The organism is Bacillus nitroreducens (assembly GCF_964021195.1).
The window spans coordinates 1,573,839-1,588,922 of record NZ_CAXHYI020000003.1 but is presented as its reverse complement, the minus strand read 5'-3'; the positions used below and the strand labels follow the sequence as shown (position 1 = coordinate 1,588,922).

The window sequence follows — 15,084 nt, the reverse complement described above, 5'->3', positions numbered from 1 at the left end:
AAGAAAAGCGCAAGGCTTTGATCCAATGGGGCCACATAGGAGGCTGACATACTGCCAGCCTTCTCTTCTTATGTAGTCCCTACTTTATCACGTAAAGCTCTTACTAAAAACACGGGAAGGATTAATTGCCTTTTCAAGCGCCAAGGTTCTTTTATTAATCGATAGAACCACTCAAGACCAAGTGATTGGAAACCTTTTGGCGCACGTTTCACATTACCCGATATGACGTCAAATGAACCACCGACACCTTGATAAATGCTTGGACAGATGTCATTCATATTAGCAATGATCCAATTTTCTTGTGCAGGACTTCCCATTGCCACAAACAAAATCTCTGCATGAGATTGATTGATTGCATTTTTGACAACGTCCTGGTCCTTCTGATAACCGTCCATCGTTCCTACGATCTGAATTCCAGGGTACATCACTTCTAATTCTTGCTTTGCCTTTTCGGCAACTCCAGGTTTTGCCCCATATAGGAATACTTTTTTATGATGGTCCCTAGCCGCTTCGCAAAGCCTGAGCATCATGTCGATACCAGTAATACGTTTGCGTATGGAACCTTTTTTTAATTTTGATGCAATGATGACTCCAACTCCATCAGGAATTTGATAGGCAGCAGAATTCAACAAGGCACGTAAATCTTGATCCTTTTGGGCCTTCATAATTTTTTCAGGGTTTATGGCTACGATTAAAGATTTTCGCTTTCGGTCAATATCTTCCATTATTTTGGAAATGAGCCCAGAATACGAATCCACACTTACATTAATTCCAAGTATTGTTTCTTTCATTTCTCTCACCTTTTATGACTTTTCATTTTTAGAATCACCTAAAGCAAATGCATCAAAGCCATGTTTGATCCATAATTTCCGATCAATGCAATTTTTTGTATCTAAAATCATCTTTGTTCTCATTTGATCAGCAACAACCTGTGGTTGAAGCTCTTTGAAGGCAGTGTGGTCTGTTAAGATAAGGATTAGATCTGCCTTATCTACTGCTTCTTCAAGCGAAAGTGTTTGTTTTGTTAACTTAGTTTCTTTAATATGAGGATCATAAGCGGCATAGTCTAGTCCGAGTTCTTCTAGATGGTGAATCACTTCTAGTGATGGACTTTCTCTCATGTCGTCAATATTCCCTTTAAACGCAAGTCCTAAAACCGCAACTCGCGGGTATTGAATGCCCGCATTTTCTAAAATTTCTTTCGCCTTATTTGCCGTGAACTTTGGCATACTATCATTTGTTTGCCTAGATAAATGTACAATATTTGCTAACTCCGGTTCTAATCCGACCAGGAACCAAGGATCTACTGCAATGCAATGCCCGCCCACTCCAGGTCCAGGAGTATGAATATTCACACGTGGGTGATGGTTTGCAAGGCTAATGGCTTCCCAAACGTTCACACCTATTTTATCACTAATTTTCGCTAGTTCGTTCGCAAATGCGATGTTCACGTCACGATACGTATTCTCAATCACCTTCACCAATTCGGCTGTAGTTGCGTCTGTAAGATGAATTGTCCCTTTTACAAAGGTTTCATATAATCGCTTCGTAAGCTTACTTGATTCTTCATTAATGCCACCGACAATTCGATCATTATTGACTAACTCTGTAAAGACTCGGCCAGGAATCACACGTTCTGGAGAATGTGAAACATAGAGTTCTGTTCCAATTTTAAGATTTGTTTCCTTTAATATAGGTAACATAACATCTTCCACAGTACGTGGTGGTACCGTTGATTCTAAAACAATGAGATTACCCTTTCTTACAAATGGTAAAATCGATTTAGTCGCCTCACGAATATATTCCATATTCGCTGTTTTATCTGGGTTAATTGGAGATGGAACAGCAATGATAAACACATCAGCTTCAACAGGAGTAGTGGATGCTTGAAATTGACCACTATCAACTGCTTGATCCAACCTTTCCTGCAAACCAGGTTCCTCAATATGCAACTTTTTTTCATTTATCATGTTAACTGCTTTTTCATTGATATCTACACCATGAACGGAAAAACCATGGTTCGCGAACATAACAGCAGTTGGAAGGCCAATATAGCCCAATCCTACAACACATACTCTTTCCATTTATAAAACTCCTTTAGTTCGGATCATCGTTTCACACAATAATGTACCTTGGCATACCCACGGTCCAATAGACCTATAAGAAGTGAGACATGTAGACCCCACTATGTAGTAAGTAGTCTGATACCATCATAACAGCCAAAGCTTGAGTCCACAAAGATTGGTATTTGTCCCTATAAAAGTTAAAGGAATATATTCTAAAATCAGTTAAACCTAATGGATATTATAACAAAAAATATTATCACTGCTAAAAGATTGTTTATTTTTAATACAAATGTCATCTCTTGATAATATTTTGAATCATTTGCTATATTCAGAGTTTTCCCTGTTATATTTTGCCTCACTGGATATTTTTCATGCATACTACTTTGGTGCTCAGAGCATCCAAAACTAGCTATTTTCTTGTAAATAGTCTATGAAACTATTGTAGAATGAAAGAGAGTTTTGTATGATTATGGAATAATATTGTTGTAGGAGGTAGAAAATTGAAGAAATTGCTCGTCGTACCGTTGCTAACCGCTTCACTGGTTGTTTCAAGTCTTGGGCTTACTACGCCAAACACTGTTCAAGCAGTTGATAACGAACCAATAACTGTAAAACTAAAAAACTTCATAAAAAACCAAAAAGAAGTAAAGGTAAATGTCTCAGGAACGTATCAACTTCAAGACAATAATAAAATCACCCTTACTTCAGGAGAAAATTACACAGTTAAAATGGATGGAGGAAAGTTAACCCTTTCAAAAGGTAATCAAAACCTAGTAAGAAATGCAAATTCATTCTCAATTACGCCAGTCCGTTTTTCTTCTAAAACATTATCTGGAAAAAACCGCTATGAAACAAGTGCAGCTATTGCAAAAGAAGGCTGGAGTAAATCGAATGCAGTCGTGCTTGGTCGTGGCGATATCCCTCTTGATGCATTATCAGGAAGTGTTTTTGCGCAAAAGGTTAAAGCACCCCTTTTATTAACATTACCAGATGAAGTTCCAGATTTAGTCTTAAACCAAATAAAGTCTCTAAACCCTGAAACTGTTTATCTCCTTGGAGGCACTGGTGCTATTTCAAAAGCTGTTGAAGACCAGCTACGAAAAAGTTATAAGGTGACACGAATAAATGGAACTGACCGTTATTCAACCTCAGTTTCTATCGCAGAGAAGATTACAACTCCCAAGGAAGTCTTTATCACAAGTGGAGATGCAAATTCTCCTGATGCTCTTTCCATTGCTTCCTACGCGGCAAGTAAGCAAATTCCAATCCTATTAACAAGGTCTACTAAGCTTGATACCAGTGTAAAAGAATTTATAAAAGCAAACTCTATTAAAAAAGCAACGATTATTGGTGGAACAATAGCCGTGTCTACGAATGTCGAAAAAGAGCTAAAAAATCTAGGTGTAACTTCCCCTCAAAGGGTTAGAGGTGACGACCGTTATAAAACAAGTGTAGCAATCGCCAAAAAGTTCTCATTTGACAAAAGCAATCTATTTTTTGCACAAGGGCAAGTATTTATCGATGCATTACCTGGAGCTGTATTAGCTGCTGGAAAGAATGCTCCTGTTATATTAACTAAAAAAGAATCTCTACCTGCTGAGTCTCAAAAATGGGTATCTTCAACCGGTGTTCCTTTTGTCTATTATTTAGGTGGAGATGGAGCGATTGGTCAAGGGGCCAAAAAGGATATAAACAAAGCGATTGCTGGTGACACTTCAAATCACTATGTTACATTAACATGGAAGAACGCCAACAACGTTAACCAGAGTAGATCCTATTTCAACGACATGAAGTTTACAATTGAAAATGGGTATGTACGACCATATAATACACTACCTTTAGAGACATACCTAAAAGGTGTTGTACCTGAAGAAATGCCAGCTTCATGGAACAAAGAAGCCTTAAAGGCGTTAGCAGTGGCAGCAAGAACATTTGCAGTTAGAGCCACAAGCTTAGATGATACGACTGGTTCTCACGTATATGGAGGATATGTGTGGAAGGACCTTCCTTCTTTATATGTGAATTCAAACAATGCGGTTGATGAAACAGCAGGTCAAGTCTTACGACACAATGGAAAGCTTATTGATGCTTTATACTCTTCAAGTAACGGAGGAAAAATCCTTTCCAATACAAATGTATATGGGTCAGATAATAACGAATTTCCATATTTAAAACTAAAGAATGACCCGTATGATTTAAAAAACACAAGAAATCCATATAGAAAATGGTCTTTCTCTCTAAATAAAGTTCAGTTTAATATGGATGGAAAAGATTTAACAAAACCTGAAGATTGGTGGAATTCCGTTTCCGAAAAAGACCAAGCCATTATGGAAAATATCAAAAACTGGATGTATACCAATCGACACGATAAAGATAAATATGAGATTAAAATTTCTGAAGTCACCGATGTTTCAATTGACACATCATACAAAGAAAACGAAAGAATTAACGGAAAAGTGGTTGTTAAATATTTCCTTAAGGACAAATCTGGTACTAACACTTTCGTGATGGAAAATGGGGAAATTAAAGAACATACCCTCATTTTCTCCCAAAGGGCTTATAATATTAGGTCTATTATTGGTTCTACCCATATGAGAAGTGTGAATGTGGAGAAAATCGAAATTACGAAAGACAAGTTTGTTGTTCACGGTGGTGGATGGGGCCATGGCATAGGAATGAGTCAATATGGCGCTGACCAAATGGGCAGAGATGGAATTAAATATAATAAAATTCTAGAATTCTACTATCCTGGGACAACTCTTGGTAAATAAGAGTAAAAAAGAGTAGAAAAGGCATCAACCTTTTCTACTCTTTTCACATTATTCAACCGTTTCTAAGCTTGCTTCGCCTTTGTATCCACCTTCACCAGTTAACTCAAACCCATCTTTTACTAGTCCCACTGACGGTGCAAAATACCTCGTATAGATTGTATCAGCCCCTTCAACTTCATCGGTTACCTTTTGCAGTACATATACTTCCTGAAAAGAACCATAAGGGACTTGAATGTCTACGCCTGATTCAAGAACCTTCCAATCAGCATTTCCGTTCGATGAAAGTAATACATCTGGCTCTTCCATTGGAGTGAAAGAGTTCAACTGATTTACTAGTGGATCTAATCCTTCACGTTCTTCTAATACAAGTGCAATTTCATCTTCTGTCCAACGATATATTTGAATCGTCTTATTACCACCTAGGTCAATTGCAATTTGAACATATTCATCATTTGCTGCAATTACTTCTTCAGAGAACATTACTTCGCCATCATCAGTAAATGTTTTCTTAGCCCCAACTTCAGGACGATAGACCAAAAATCCTTTAGCTGCTTTTTCTTCTTCCGAATCTACCTCTCCTTCTTCTTCTTGGACAGGAGTTTCCGGTTGTTCTGGTGTTTCTTCAATAACTTGATTCTCAGTCGTACCTTGGTTTGATTTTTCTTGAGCTTCCTGACTTGTTCCACATGCCGTAATGACAAATGCAATAGTCAAAACAAATAGGAAAGTAACAATCTTTTTCATTTTAACACTCCTCTTAAAAAAGACTCGATAATAGGGCTATCGAGTCTTTTCTTTTCATTAACGTACCACGTTCTTAATGGATTCAATAACGGTGGTTTCTACTGCCCCAGTTCCGCCAATAACGTTGATTTGATCAATCTGATTGATTGACTTGTATTCCAATAGGAATGATTCAATACTCTTTGGTATGTCTCCATTAATTAGAATAAGCGGTGCATTCGTTCCAATTGATAGTGGAGATGCCGTTAATGCATCTGGATAATTAACACCTGTTGCAAGATTAATTGTAGTTGATGCAAGACTATCTTTAAAATACCACAATACACTTGCTAGTGTATCATAACGTGTCTCACCTGATAATCGAATGAACTTCGTAACTCCTTGAGCTTTAACTTGTTTCTCAAGCTCAGTTGAGAGAACGGCCGTACCACCTACAAGCGCAACATCTTTTCCATTAAGTAGCTGCGCTGTCTGTTTCGTCAGGTCATCCCGCTTACTTAAAGCAATTGCCCAACCTTCTTTTGCAGCAATTGGAGCTACCGAAAGCGCATCTGCAAAGCTTGTACCTGATGCTACAAATACACCATTGACATTACCTAATTGTTTGATAATCGCTTGGTTTGTGTCGTATCTCGTTTTTCCTTCAATACGTGTTGTTTCAAGGTTTAGTTTTTTAAGCGTGTCCTGAACCTGTACAGAAACAGCTTCTTTTCCTCCTAGAATAACAACCTTTTTTGCTCCAAGACGAATAAGTTCTTCTTTGACATCTGTATCCAATTTATCTTTTCGCGTAAGCAAAATTGGAGCTTTATCATATACTTTCGCCAAAGGACCAGCCGAGAGTGCATCTGCAAAATCATGTGCTGTTGCAAGGATGACTGTTTTATTTTCTTTATTTGCTGGAAAACCATTCGGATATAGTTGTTTTGATATAGCAACGGCTGTTAACACCCTGTCTTTTCCAGAGATTCGATTCGTTGTAATCGTTCTAGTGACCTTTTGATTTGGTTGGTTACTCCAAAGAACATCTCCAGTTGACTTTTTAACAATTCTTGCATTTGTTTTGTTTGAAGCTTGAGCTAATGCATAGGAATAATCGAAATAACGATCCTGTAAATTATTTCCTACATAAAGTTCATAATCAGCAGTAACATAATTTGACCAAATGGTCCAATCGTTCTCTACTGACGTTACTCTTGTGTTTTTCCATTTTTTCGCATAACTAATTGCACTTTCTGCGGTTGCAAACTTACCTAACAGTCCAGTACTTTTGTGATAAACTTCAAAATTATTTGTTATGTAAATATCCGTTTGCTTATCTTTATCAAAGACTCGTACCACTTGAGTCTGTTTATTGGCAAACGCAAGTGCAGCATCTTTCGATTCAAAAGTTCCTAGTTTTTTATCAGTTTCGACTGAGTACACCTCAAAAACTTTAAAATACTGCTTAACACCTTCTGCAATTGCTTCAGCGGCTTTTTGCTGATAGGATGCAGATTTTATTAATGACTCTTCCTGCTTATTTGTCATAAAGCCTAACTCTACCAGAATAGCTGGCATTTGTGCATTTCGAAGCACATAAAAACTCATATGATTATGTATTTTTCGGTCTGGGCGTTTTAGGTTTGATACTAGACGTGGATGAACCTCTTCTGCAAAACGTTTACTTTCATTTAAATACTGAAGTTGCATAGGATCGGGAGGATATTGCTTACTGTAATGATTTTTCCCATCATAATAGTAGGTTTCTAAACCCGTTACATAAGGACTTGCTGCAGCATTGTGATGAATCGACACAAACAGACTATTGTCATTATTCCCTCTGACAAATCCATTTGCATTTTTCATTCTTAGATCCATATCTCCACCTGCATTTTGTAGATAAGGTGAAAAATGAACATCCTTTGTGCGTGTCAAGTGAACTGTAATATCGCTATTTTTCAATACTTCTCGAAGTTTAAGCGCTACTTGCAGATTCACATCCTTCTCACAAATACCTGTTGTATTTCCAGAAAATCCACATGTTCCTCCATATCTTCCACCATGTCCAGGGTCAACGACTAAAACCTTTTCTGCAAAACTATTATTTGGAGCAGTGAATAAAAACACCCCAAACAACAAAAAGATGAATCCCAAATACTTAATCTTCATCGTCTACCCCCATATTTATTCTTATTTCGTCAACATTCTACATTATAACACCTATTATTTGGTATCTCTATAAGACTATAAAAATTTCAATAAAAGAATAACGAAGATTATAATTAGCAATATATACCTACGCCTTAAGAACTACTATTCAGAAATTACGTATTTTACATTTATGTTGCTTTGTGTCAATTTCTGGTGAGAAAACCCTACTTTTGTGGTAAACTATACCCACTCTAACAAATAGAGATGAGGTTTGAAAATTGAAAAAGAAATTAGCGATAGCAAGTCTATTATTAGTGGTAGCCTCCTTGTTTTTAAAGGCTTCGGGGCTTTTACGTGATATGATTTTAGCGAATTATTTTGGTGATTCACCTGAGGCTGCAGCATACTTAGTAGCATTCATAATCCCAAATATGTTTATACTGTTTTTTACAACTGGCATGAAAAATGCCTTTGTTCCTAGCTATATCCAATCAAGTGAACGTGGTGAGAGTCATCACCATTTCTCACAGGTATTACGGGGTACCATAACCATCGGATTTGTGATATCTGTCATTGGGATAGTGGCGACTCCTTTTTTTATGCCACTTATCTTTCCTGACTTTACTTCTGGAACACTGGAAATTGCAAAGACATCATCCATTATTTTCTTTATAGCCGTTTTATTTGTCTCAGCAAATGCCGTCTATGAAGCTTATTTAGATGCAGAAAACCGTTTTGCATTATCCGTTGTTTCTCAAATTCTTGTCATGGGCTCGTCCATTATTGCAGCCCTTTTATTTGCAGAAAAGATAGGTGTATATTCCTTTGCGTACGGATATACCTTCGGAACGATTCTGTCGTTTATCGTGAAAAAATTATTCTTTGTACCAAAGAAATCACACACATTAATAGGACCGATTGATTGGAAGGAAAATAAAGCTTTCTTCATGATCTTTATACCAGTTGCGATTACTGTAATGGTTGGACAAGTTAACCTATTTATTGATAATATTTTTGCTGGGAGCCTCTCACCTGAGGCTGTTACCTATATTAACTATGCAAAGAATATTACACACTTCCCACAGGCAATTATCGGGGTCACAATTGGGACTATCATTTTCCCAATTTTAGCGAAGGCTGTGGCTCAAAATAAGGTCGATGACTTTAGGTCTGCGATTGAAAAAGGACTGATTCTTACACTCTCTATCCTTCTTCCTGCTATTGTGGGAATGATGTGGTTGATGACAGAAATTATTACATTAGCCTATCAAAGAGGACAATTTACACAAAATGCGACAGAAGCAACAGTATTAGTCGCGTACCTCTATGTAGGATCTGTTTTATTTTTTAGTTTACAGAATACAATTAACAAGGCTTTTTATTCAAGAAACAAAGGGCATGTGATTTTACGAATCAGTTTATTTTCAATCTTATTAAATATTGGGTTAAACTTTCTGTTCATCACTTGGCTTGATTCACATATAGGTATTCCACTTGCTTCATCCGTTATGGCATTTGTATATTTTGTCTTAAATCTCATTGTTTTTCAACGAATTGAAGCACCCTTTAATTGGAAGGTTCTCACCATCGAAGCTTTAAAAGTAATCGGTGCAGTAATGGGGATGATCGGAATTCTATGGATTGTTGAACCATTTACAACTAATCTTCCAATCCTCGTGTACCTCGTTGTGACAGCAACTGTCGGTGCCATTGTGTATGGAATGTTACTATTATTATTCAAAGGGCAATCTGTAAGTCTATTTTTATCAAGGGTAAACAAAGGATGAGAGTATGAAACAGTTATTAATGAAACTGGCATCACCAGTTGGAGTCTCCATAACCAAAAAGGTCTTAGCTAAACACTATCAAGGAAGCATGTCACTCACAAGTATCGATCAAGGTAAGACGATTGTTGTGTTTGCACCTCATATTGATGATGAGACCATTGGGTTAGGTGGCACAATGATGCGTTTAAAAAAATCTGAGGCAAAGATCCACATTGTATTTGTGACAAACGGAGCTAAAAGCAATGGCCCTATTGATCAGTCTGCTATCATTGCACAGCGTAAATCGGAAATTGAGTCAATTCGGGATCTGTTGGGGATTACCTCGATTAGATACCTTGATTATGAGGACGGAGAAGTGTATAAGCAAGCATCTCCTGAGAAGTTCTCAGCTATCATCGATGAGTTAAAACCAGATCTCATTTTTACAACGGCTTTTATTGATGCACATACGGACCATGTACACACTGCACACGCCGTTGCAGACGGGCTAAAAGTAAGCGAACACCAACCAGAGGCTGTCATTGAATATGAAATAAACTGTCCGTTTCCACCTCAGGAAATTAATATGTTAATTGATATTAGTGAACAATATAAGGATAAAGTTGAAGCGACAAAGGCCTTTAAATCACAGGTGATTGCTTTTGATGGGTTTCATCTACTAGCAAAGCTTAAATCGAATCTTACCAACCATCCAACAGATGCCGTTGAAGGATTCATTCGTTCAACACCTGCTTCTTTTATTAAAAAATCAACAAATTTAAAAGAAGCCCAGCTCACTCGTTTTGATCATATTTTTAAACAAGCCAATCGTTCAATTACGTTATTATGGGCGATTTATCAGAATTACAAGGAAAAGAAAGAGTTCTACTTAATAAAAAACAAATAAGTCTTTAGGTGGGGTTTCATGAATTTTATACAAAAGCATTCAGATAAATTTAGTTGGCTAGCCATACTTTTATTATTTTTCATTATTACTGCTTTGCAGGTAAATATATTAGGGTATGTGCTTGGACTTGTTTTATTTATTTATGCCTTCTTCAGGCCAAAAAATGCCATATTATTGTTATTCCTCTATATGCCGATACGACCATTCATCATTGAATACGTCGGAAGTTTACGATATATAGGAGATTTTCTTATCTTTGGTGCCCTATTCAAGACCATTTGGGACGCACGCTCAAATTTAAAAAGCTTATTCCAATTTAAATTGTTTGAATATGGATTATTTGCATTTTTAATTATTGGTAGCATTTCCTCACTTTTTGTTACGGGAATGCCTATTATAACCGTAATCCTACAAATTCGTGCTTTTTTACTGATGTATCTTGTATACTACATTGTTAAACGCATGAACATTACGAAAGAAGACGTAAAGAATGTTCTATGGATTACGATTTGGACCGTTATCGCGATTATCATTCAAGCAGTTGCCGAAAAATTATTTATCCGTACATTCTTATTACCAGAAGTTTGGCAACAGATGGCACTATCTGCAAAGAACCGAGTTCGAATCTATGGCATGCTAGGAAATCCAAATGTTTTGTCCATTTACTTATCATTTGTATTCCTATTCTTCGTCTATATCAAACGCCATGTTCCAGCTTTTAGTTCTAAGCTTATTACCGTATTGAATTGGTTTGTGTTTGCGATTATTATCTTAACCTATTCTCGTGGTACATGGATTGGTTTTGCTGTCATGTTTATCACGTATCTCGTTATTTCAAAGAGATATTTTATTTTAAAGGACTTTCTCAAAACAGCGGTTCTCTCCACCATTCTTGTTGTACTACCTTTAACAGGGTTAACAGCATTAATTGAAAAAAGTGATATTGGTGCTGAAAAAGTAAAACAAATTCAGCAATACGACCAAGAAGGTAAATCAGGTTTTATCGACCGAATTGGAAGTACGTTCAGTGATGATACAATTACTTCAAGTCAAGGGTCTGGAAGATTGTTTATTGTCAAAAAAGGATTTGAAGTATTTCTAGATAACCCAATCATCGGAACTGGATTTGGGACATTCGGGGACTCTGCATCCTTAAGACAGATTTCACCTATTTATGAGGAATATGAAATTGGCTATCAATTTTATTCCGATAATCAATACATCCAAATTATTGTCCAAACAGGAACACTTGGTGTAATTGCCTTTGCCGTATTCTTACTAAGTATGTTAGTTACGTTTTGGAAGAGACGTGAAGAAAGACTTTCGATGGTGATGATCGGTGTTATCCTTGCCGCTTATTTTATGGGGCTTGTCTACAACCTTTGGGAAGCTGATATCTTCGGATTATGTTTCTTTACCTTATTAGCCGTAACGATCCGTTCTCGTGAGGAATTACGCTCCCTACACCACTCATTGGAGAATGAAAAATGATTAGATTGTATCAACCACATGATGAAATTGGAATTAACCATTTATTTAAAGCTGTATTTAAGAAAGAGCGTAGTTTAGATGAATGGGAATGGAAGTTCAAAGTCTTAGGTAACGGTGATCCGATAATTGTTGTTTATGAAGAAAATGGTGAAATTGTGGGCCATGCTGCATGTATCGTCTTTGATCAAAACATCGCAGAACGTGTCGATATCATGGTCCACCCTGCCCATCAGGGAAAAGGAATCTATAAACAAATTGTACTTCGCATGGTCGAAGAACTTGAAAAACGAAACATTCAAAATGTGTATGGATTTCCTGCAGAAATTGCAAAAGCAGCATTCCTCAAATATGGGAAAGCAATCGACTTAGGCAATATTGCACTCATGTTATCACCTAAACTATTTCCTAGTCGAAAGCACAACTGGCTTCCTATTAAAGAAGCAAACCTTGAAAAATTAGCAACGTACGATACACCATTAGAAGAGATTCACGTAAAGAGAAGTTCTGAATTCCTTAAACAGCGGTTTGCCCTTCATCCGACTCGTAACTATTATGTCTATGAGTCGGAAGGCAATGGTTATGCAATGGTTCGTTTCGAAGGAAATAAAACTCATTTACTCGATGTCGTAGGACCAAATAGGAAATCTGTAATAAAAGAAGTAAAAAAACGAGTTCACACGAGATTTCTTATCAGTTGGGCGGTAAAAGATAGTGAGTACTATCAGATTCTAAAAGGATCATTCTTTTTCCATGTTAAAAGCCCAATGCCACTAGTTGTAAAACAAGAACACAACGATGTACGCTGGCACTTAACCCAAGCAGATGTTGACTCCTTTTAACGGAACAAAGGTTATTACTCGACAGGTAGCCAGTGTACCTGACAAAAGCTCTATCAACTATGATTGGTAGAGCTTCTTTTTTGTACAAGCACTTCTATTTAAGTATCTTCCAACATAATTATGAATTTAGAACCATCATTAAACTAGGAAGGAAGTTATTAAATGCAGCGACTTCTCAAATCAGTTGCCGTTATTTCACTTGTTGTATCCTCTCTTTTAATTGCTCCTATTCTATCATCTGCAGAAACAAAACAAGAAGAAACTAAGAATAAGAGAGTCGTAGTGAAATACAAAAACCATGAATTTTCCACTCAATCTACTCAAAACAGTAACAACGTCGAGATTATACAGGTACAGCAAGAGGATTTACACAAAACAATGAAGCACTACGAGAACAAACCAAATGTAGAGTATGTAGAGGAGGAAATCGATTATTCTTTCTTTGGGACCGTAAATGATCCATATTTCAGGGACTATCAAAAGTTCGACTTTGATTATGTGAATGTTCCACTCACTTGGGATTTGTATTCACCGAAGAAAAAAATAACGATTGCTGTAATTGATTCAGGAATTGATATGAATCATCCCGATTTAAAAAATCAAATTGTCAAACCCTACAATGCCCTTACCCCTGGCTCTAAGCCAACTGATCGAAATGGACATGGAACGCATGTAGCTGGCTTAGCTGGAGCACAAACCAATAATAAAATTGGGGTTGCTTCAATTGCCAAAAATGTATCCATTATGCCGATCAAGGTGGGAGATGAAGCACCAAGTACGATTGATGTTGCAGAAGGAATTTATTATGCTGTTGACAATGGAGCACATATTATTAATTTAAGCCTAGGCGGTCGTTATAGTCAGTACGTTGACGATGCCATTCAATATGCTTACAAAAAAGGCGTGGTCGTTGTTGCGGCGTCAGGCAATAATGGATCAAATGTGCAACAATATCCCGCTGCCTTAACAAGTGTGTTGAGTGTTGCGGCAATTGATACTATAGCGAATTCACTGGCCGATTATTCAAACTATGGCAATTGGGTAACGATTGCAGCACCTGGAACAGACTTATTCAGCACGATACCAACGAGTATGAACTCCACAATGCCATATGCATATCTAAGTGGGACGAGCATGGCTTCACCCATGGTTGCCTCCTTTGCTGGTCTTATGAAAAGCCAATATCCAAATTTGACACATGACCAAATAAGATGGCTAATGGAATTTACAAGTGCAGATTATAATGGAGCACAATACCATCAAAATGGTGCCATCGATGCCTGGAGCGCCATGCAATTATATGATACCTTTGCAAGAATTTATGGAAAAACATCCGTTGATACATCAAATGAAATGGCGTTAGCAGGATGGAGTGCACTTTCTGAAAAGAAGCTTGGTAACAAAAAAGGTAAATTCGTCATCCTTGCAAGCAACCAATCATTCCCTGATAGTTTATCAGCCGGTGCGCTATCATATAAGCTAGACACACCGATTTTACTCACCTTTCCTTCAAAATTGAATACATCAACAGTTGATACAATTAAGAAGTTAGGCGCGACTGACGTGATTATTTTGGGAGGAACGGTCGCAGTCTCTCAGACTGTCGAAAACGAGTTAAAAAAGATCGGATATGGAACGGTAAGATTAAAAGGTGATAATCGGTATGAAACAGCTTCCATCATTAACGAGCACATTGCGAAGCAAAATGGTTCGGTCATTATCGCAAATGGAAAAAGCTTTCCTGATGCATTATCGATTTCCAGTTTTTCAGCTAGTCTACAAATGCCGATCGTATTCGTAGAGAAAGATAAAATCCCACAGGAAACGAAAGAATTCCTTGATAAATATAGATTCAAGAAGACATATGTGGTTGGTGGAACTGGTGTGGTGTCTGACAAAGTGCTTCAATCACTGCCAAACCCAGAGCGTCTCTCTGGAAAGACAAGATATGAAACCAATGTGAAAGTACTGCAGCATTTTATTCCTTCTAATGATACAAATGGTTTCTTAATTGCAACAGGTCGTAACTTCCCTGACGCCCTATCTGGTGGAGCGGTTTCGGCAAAAGTTGGATACCCCCTATTACTTGTGGATTCTACTAGAATACCAAAGGAAACAAATGCCTTTCTCAATACAAATCTTAAAAATGTCCCTTATGTCATTGATATGGCCATTTTAGGAGGAAAAGCAGCGGTATCAAATGAAGTAGTATGGTCCCTCGATGCAAAGCTATTTGACCGTTTTTACAAGGAGGTATATTCTCCAAATGGAGGCTATCAATCTACTTCAACAGACGAAAATCAAATTAGATTTGCTAAGAAGGTAAAATAACATGTAAAAAGGGGCTGCCCGCGGTGGACGCCCCTT

At 37.3% G+C, this 15,084-nt stretch carries 10 protein-coding genes; 6 read left to right on the top strand and 4 right to left on the bottom strand.

The window, feature by feature from the left end; all coding sequences use genetic code 11:
- Positions 1–68 precede the first annotated feature (68 nt).
- Both ACWPVE_RS11420 and ACWPVE_RS11415 read right to left on the bottom strand, forming a co-directional pair.
- Positions 69–791 carry a WecB/TagA/CpsF family glycosyltransferase gene (locus ACWPVE_RS11420; RefSeq protein WP_453993410.1) on the bottom strand — a complete coding sequence of 241 codons (723 nt, stop codon included), beginning with the start codon at positions 789–791 and terminating at the stop codon, positions 69–71.
- A 12-nt stretch (positions 792–803) separates the two neighbouring features.
- Complete coding sequence (locus ACWPVE_RS11415; protein WP_453993408.1) at positions 804–2,084, bottom strand: nucleotide sugar dehydrogenase; 1,281 nt, start codon at positions 2,082–2,084, stop codon at positions 804–806.
- Between the two features lie 482 nt (positions 2,085–2,566).
- On the opposite strand from ACWPVE_RS11415, the gene ACWPVE_RS11410 reads away from it, so the two are divergent.
- Positions 2,567–4,837: a SpoIID/LytB domain-containing protein gene (locus tag ACWPVE_RS11410; RefSeq protein WP_453993406.1), complete on the top strand. Its 2,271-nt coding sequence runs from the start codon at positions 2,567–2,569 to the stop codon at positions 4,835–4,837.
- Between the two features lie 48 nt (positions 4,838–4,885).
- Here the strand turns inward: ACWPVE_RS11410 and ACWPVE_RS11405 are convergent, their stop codons facing one another.
- Together ACWPVE_RS11405 and ACWPVE_RS11400 are read right to left on the bottom strand one after the other, a co-directional pair.
- The gene (locus tag ACWPVE_RS11405) at positions 4,886–5,581 is read right to left on the bottom strand and encodes a hypothetical protein (protein WP_453993404.1); all 696 of its coding nucleotides are present in this window, start codon (positions 5,579–5,581) and stop codon (positions 4,886–4,888) included.
- A gap of 57 nt (positions 5,582–5,638) precedes the next feature.
- Positions 5,639–7,732: a cell wall-binding repeat-containing protein gene (locus ACWPVE_RS11400; protein ID WP_453993402.1), complete on the bottom strand. Its 2,094-nt coding sequence runs from the start codon at positions 7,730–7,732 to the stop codon at positions 5,639–5,641.
- Between the two features lie 260 nt (positions 7,733–7,992).
- Between ACWPVE_RS11400 and murJ the strand changes: the two genes are divergently transcribed.
- The 5 genes from murJ (at position 7,993) to ACWPVE_RS11375 (ending at position 15,048) form a co-directional block, all read left to right on the top strand.
- Positions 7,993–9,501 carry a murein biosynthesis integral membrane protein MurJ gene (gene murJ, locus ACWPVE_RS11395; RefSeq protein ID WP_453993400.1) on the top strand — a complete coding sequence of 503 codons (1,509 nt, stop codon included), beginning with the start codon at positions 7,993–7,995 and terminating at the stop codon, positions 9,499–9,501.
- A gap of 4 nt (positions 9,502–9,505) precedes the next feature.
- Positions 9,506–10,387 carry a PIG-L deacetylase family protein gene (locus tag ACWPVE_RS11390; RefSeq protein ID WP_453993398.1) on the top strand — a complete coding sequence of 294 codons (882 nt, stop codon included), beginning with the start codon at positions 9,506–9,508 and terminating at the stop codon, positions 10,385–10,387.
- 18 nt (positions 10,388–10,405) lie between these two features.
- Positions 10,406–11,878, top strand: a complete 1,473-nt coding sequence (locus tag ACWPVE_RS11385; RefSeq protein WP_453993396.1) for an O-antigen ligase family protein — start codon at positions 10,406–10,408, stop codon at positions 11,876–11,878.
- Positions 11,875–12,717 carry a GNAT family N-acetyltransferase gene (locus ACWPVE_RS11380; RefSeq protein ID WP_453993394.1) on the top strand — a complete coding sequence of 281 codons (843 nt, stop codon included), beginning with the start codon at positions 11,875–11,877 and terminating at the stop codon, positions 12,715–12,717. The genes ACWPVE_RS11385 and ACWPVE_RS11380 overlap by 4 nt, the downstream gene beginning before the upstream one ends.
- 162 nt (positions 12,718–12,879) lie before the next feature.
- Positions 12,880–15,048 (top strand): S8 family serine peptidase, encoded by a 2,169-nt coding sequence (locus ACWPVE_RS11375; RefSeq protein ID WP_453993392.1) that lies wholly within the window; start codon positions 12,880–12,882, stop codon positions 15,046–15,048.
- The last annotated feature ends 36 nt before the right edge of the window (positions 15,049–15,084 follow it).

Excerpts from the sequence above, each read along its gene's own strand:
- ACWPVE_RS11420 (WP_453993410.1), bottom strand. The coding sequence starts at position 791 with ATGAAAGAAACAATACTTGGAATTAATGTAAGTGTGGATTCGTATTCT.
- ACWPVE_RS11415 (WP_453993408.1), bottom strand. The coding sequence starts at position 2,084 with ATGGAAAGAGTATGTGTTGTAGGATTGGGCTATATTGGCCTTCCAACT.
- ACWPVE_RS11405 (WP_453993404.1), bottom strand. The coding sequence starts at position 5,581 with ATGAAAAAGATTGTTACTTTCCTATTTGTTTTGACTATTGCATTTGTC.
- ACWPVE_RS11400 (WP_453993402.1), bottom strand. The coding sequence starts at position 7,732 with ATGAAGATTAAGTATTTGGGATTCATCTTTTTGTTGTTTGGGGTGTTT.
- ACWPVE_RS11390 (WP_453993398.1), top strand. The coding sequence starts at position 9,506 with ATGAAACAGTTATTAATGAAACTGGCATCACCAGTTGGAGTCTCCATA.
- ACWPVE_RS11385 (WP_453993396.1), top strand. The coding sequence starts at position 10,406 with ATGAATTTTATACAAAAGCATTCAGATAAATTTAGTTGGCTAGCCATA.
- ACWPVE_RS11380 (WP_453993394.1), top strand. The coding sequence starts at position 11,875 with ATGATTAGATTGTATCAACCACATGATGAAATTGGAATTAACCATTTA.
- ACWPVE_RS11375 (WP_453993392.1), top strand. The coding sequence starts at position 12,880 with ATGCAGCGACTTCTCAAATCAGTTGCCGTTATTTCACTTGTTGTATCC.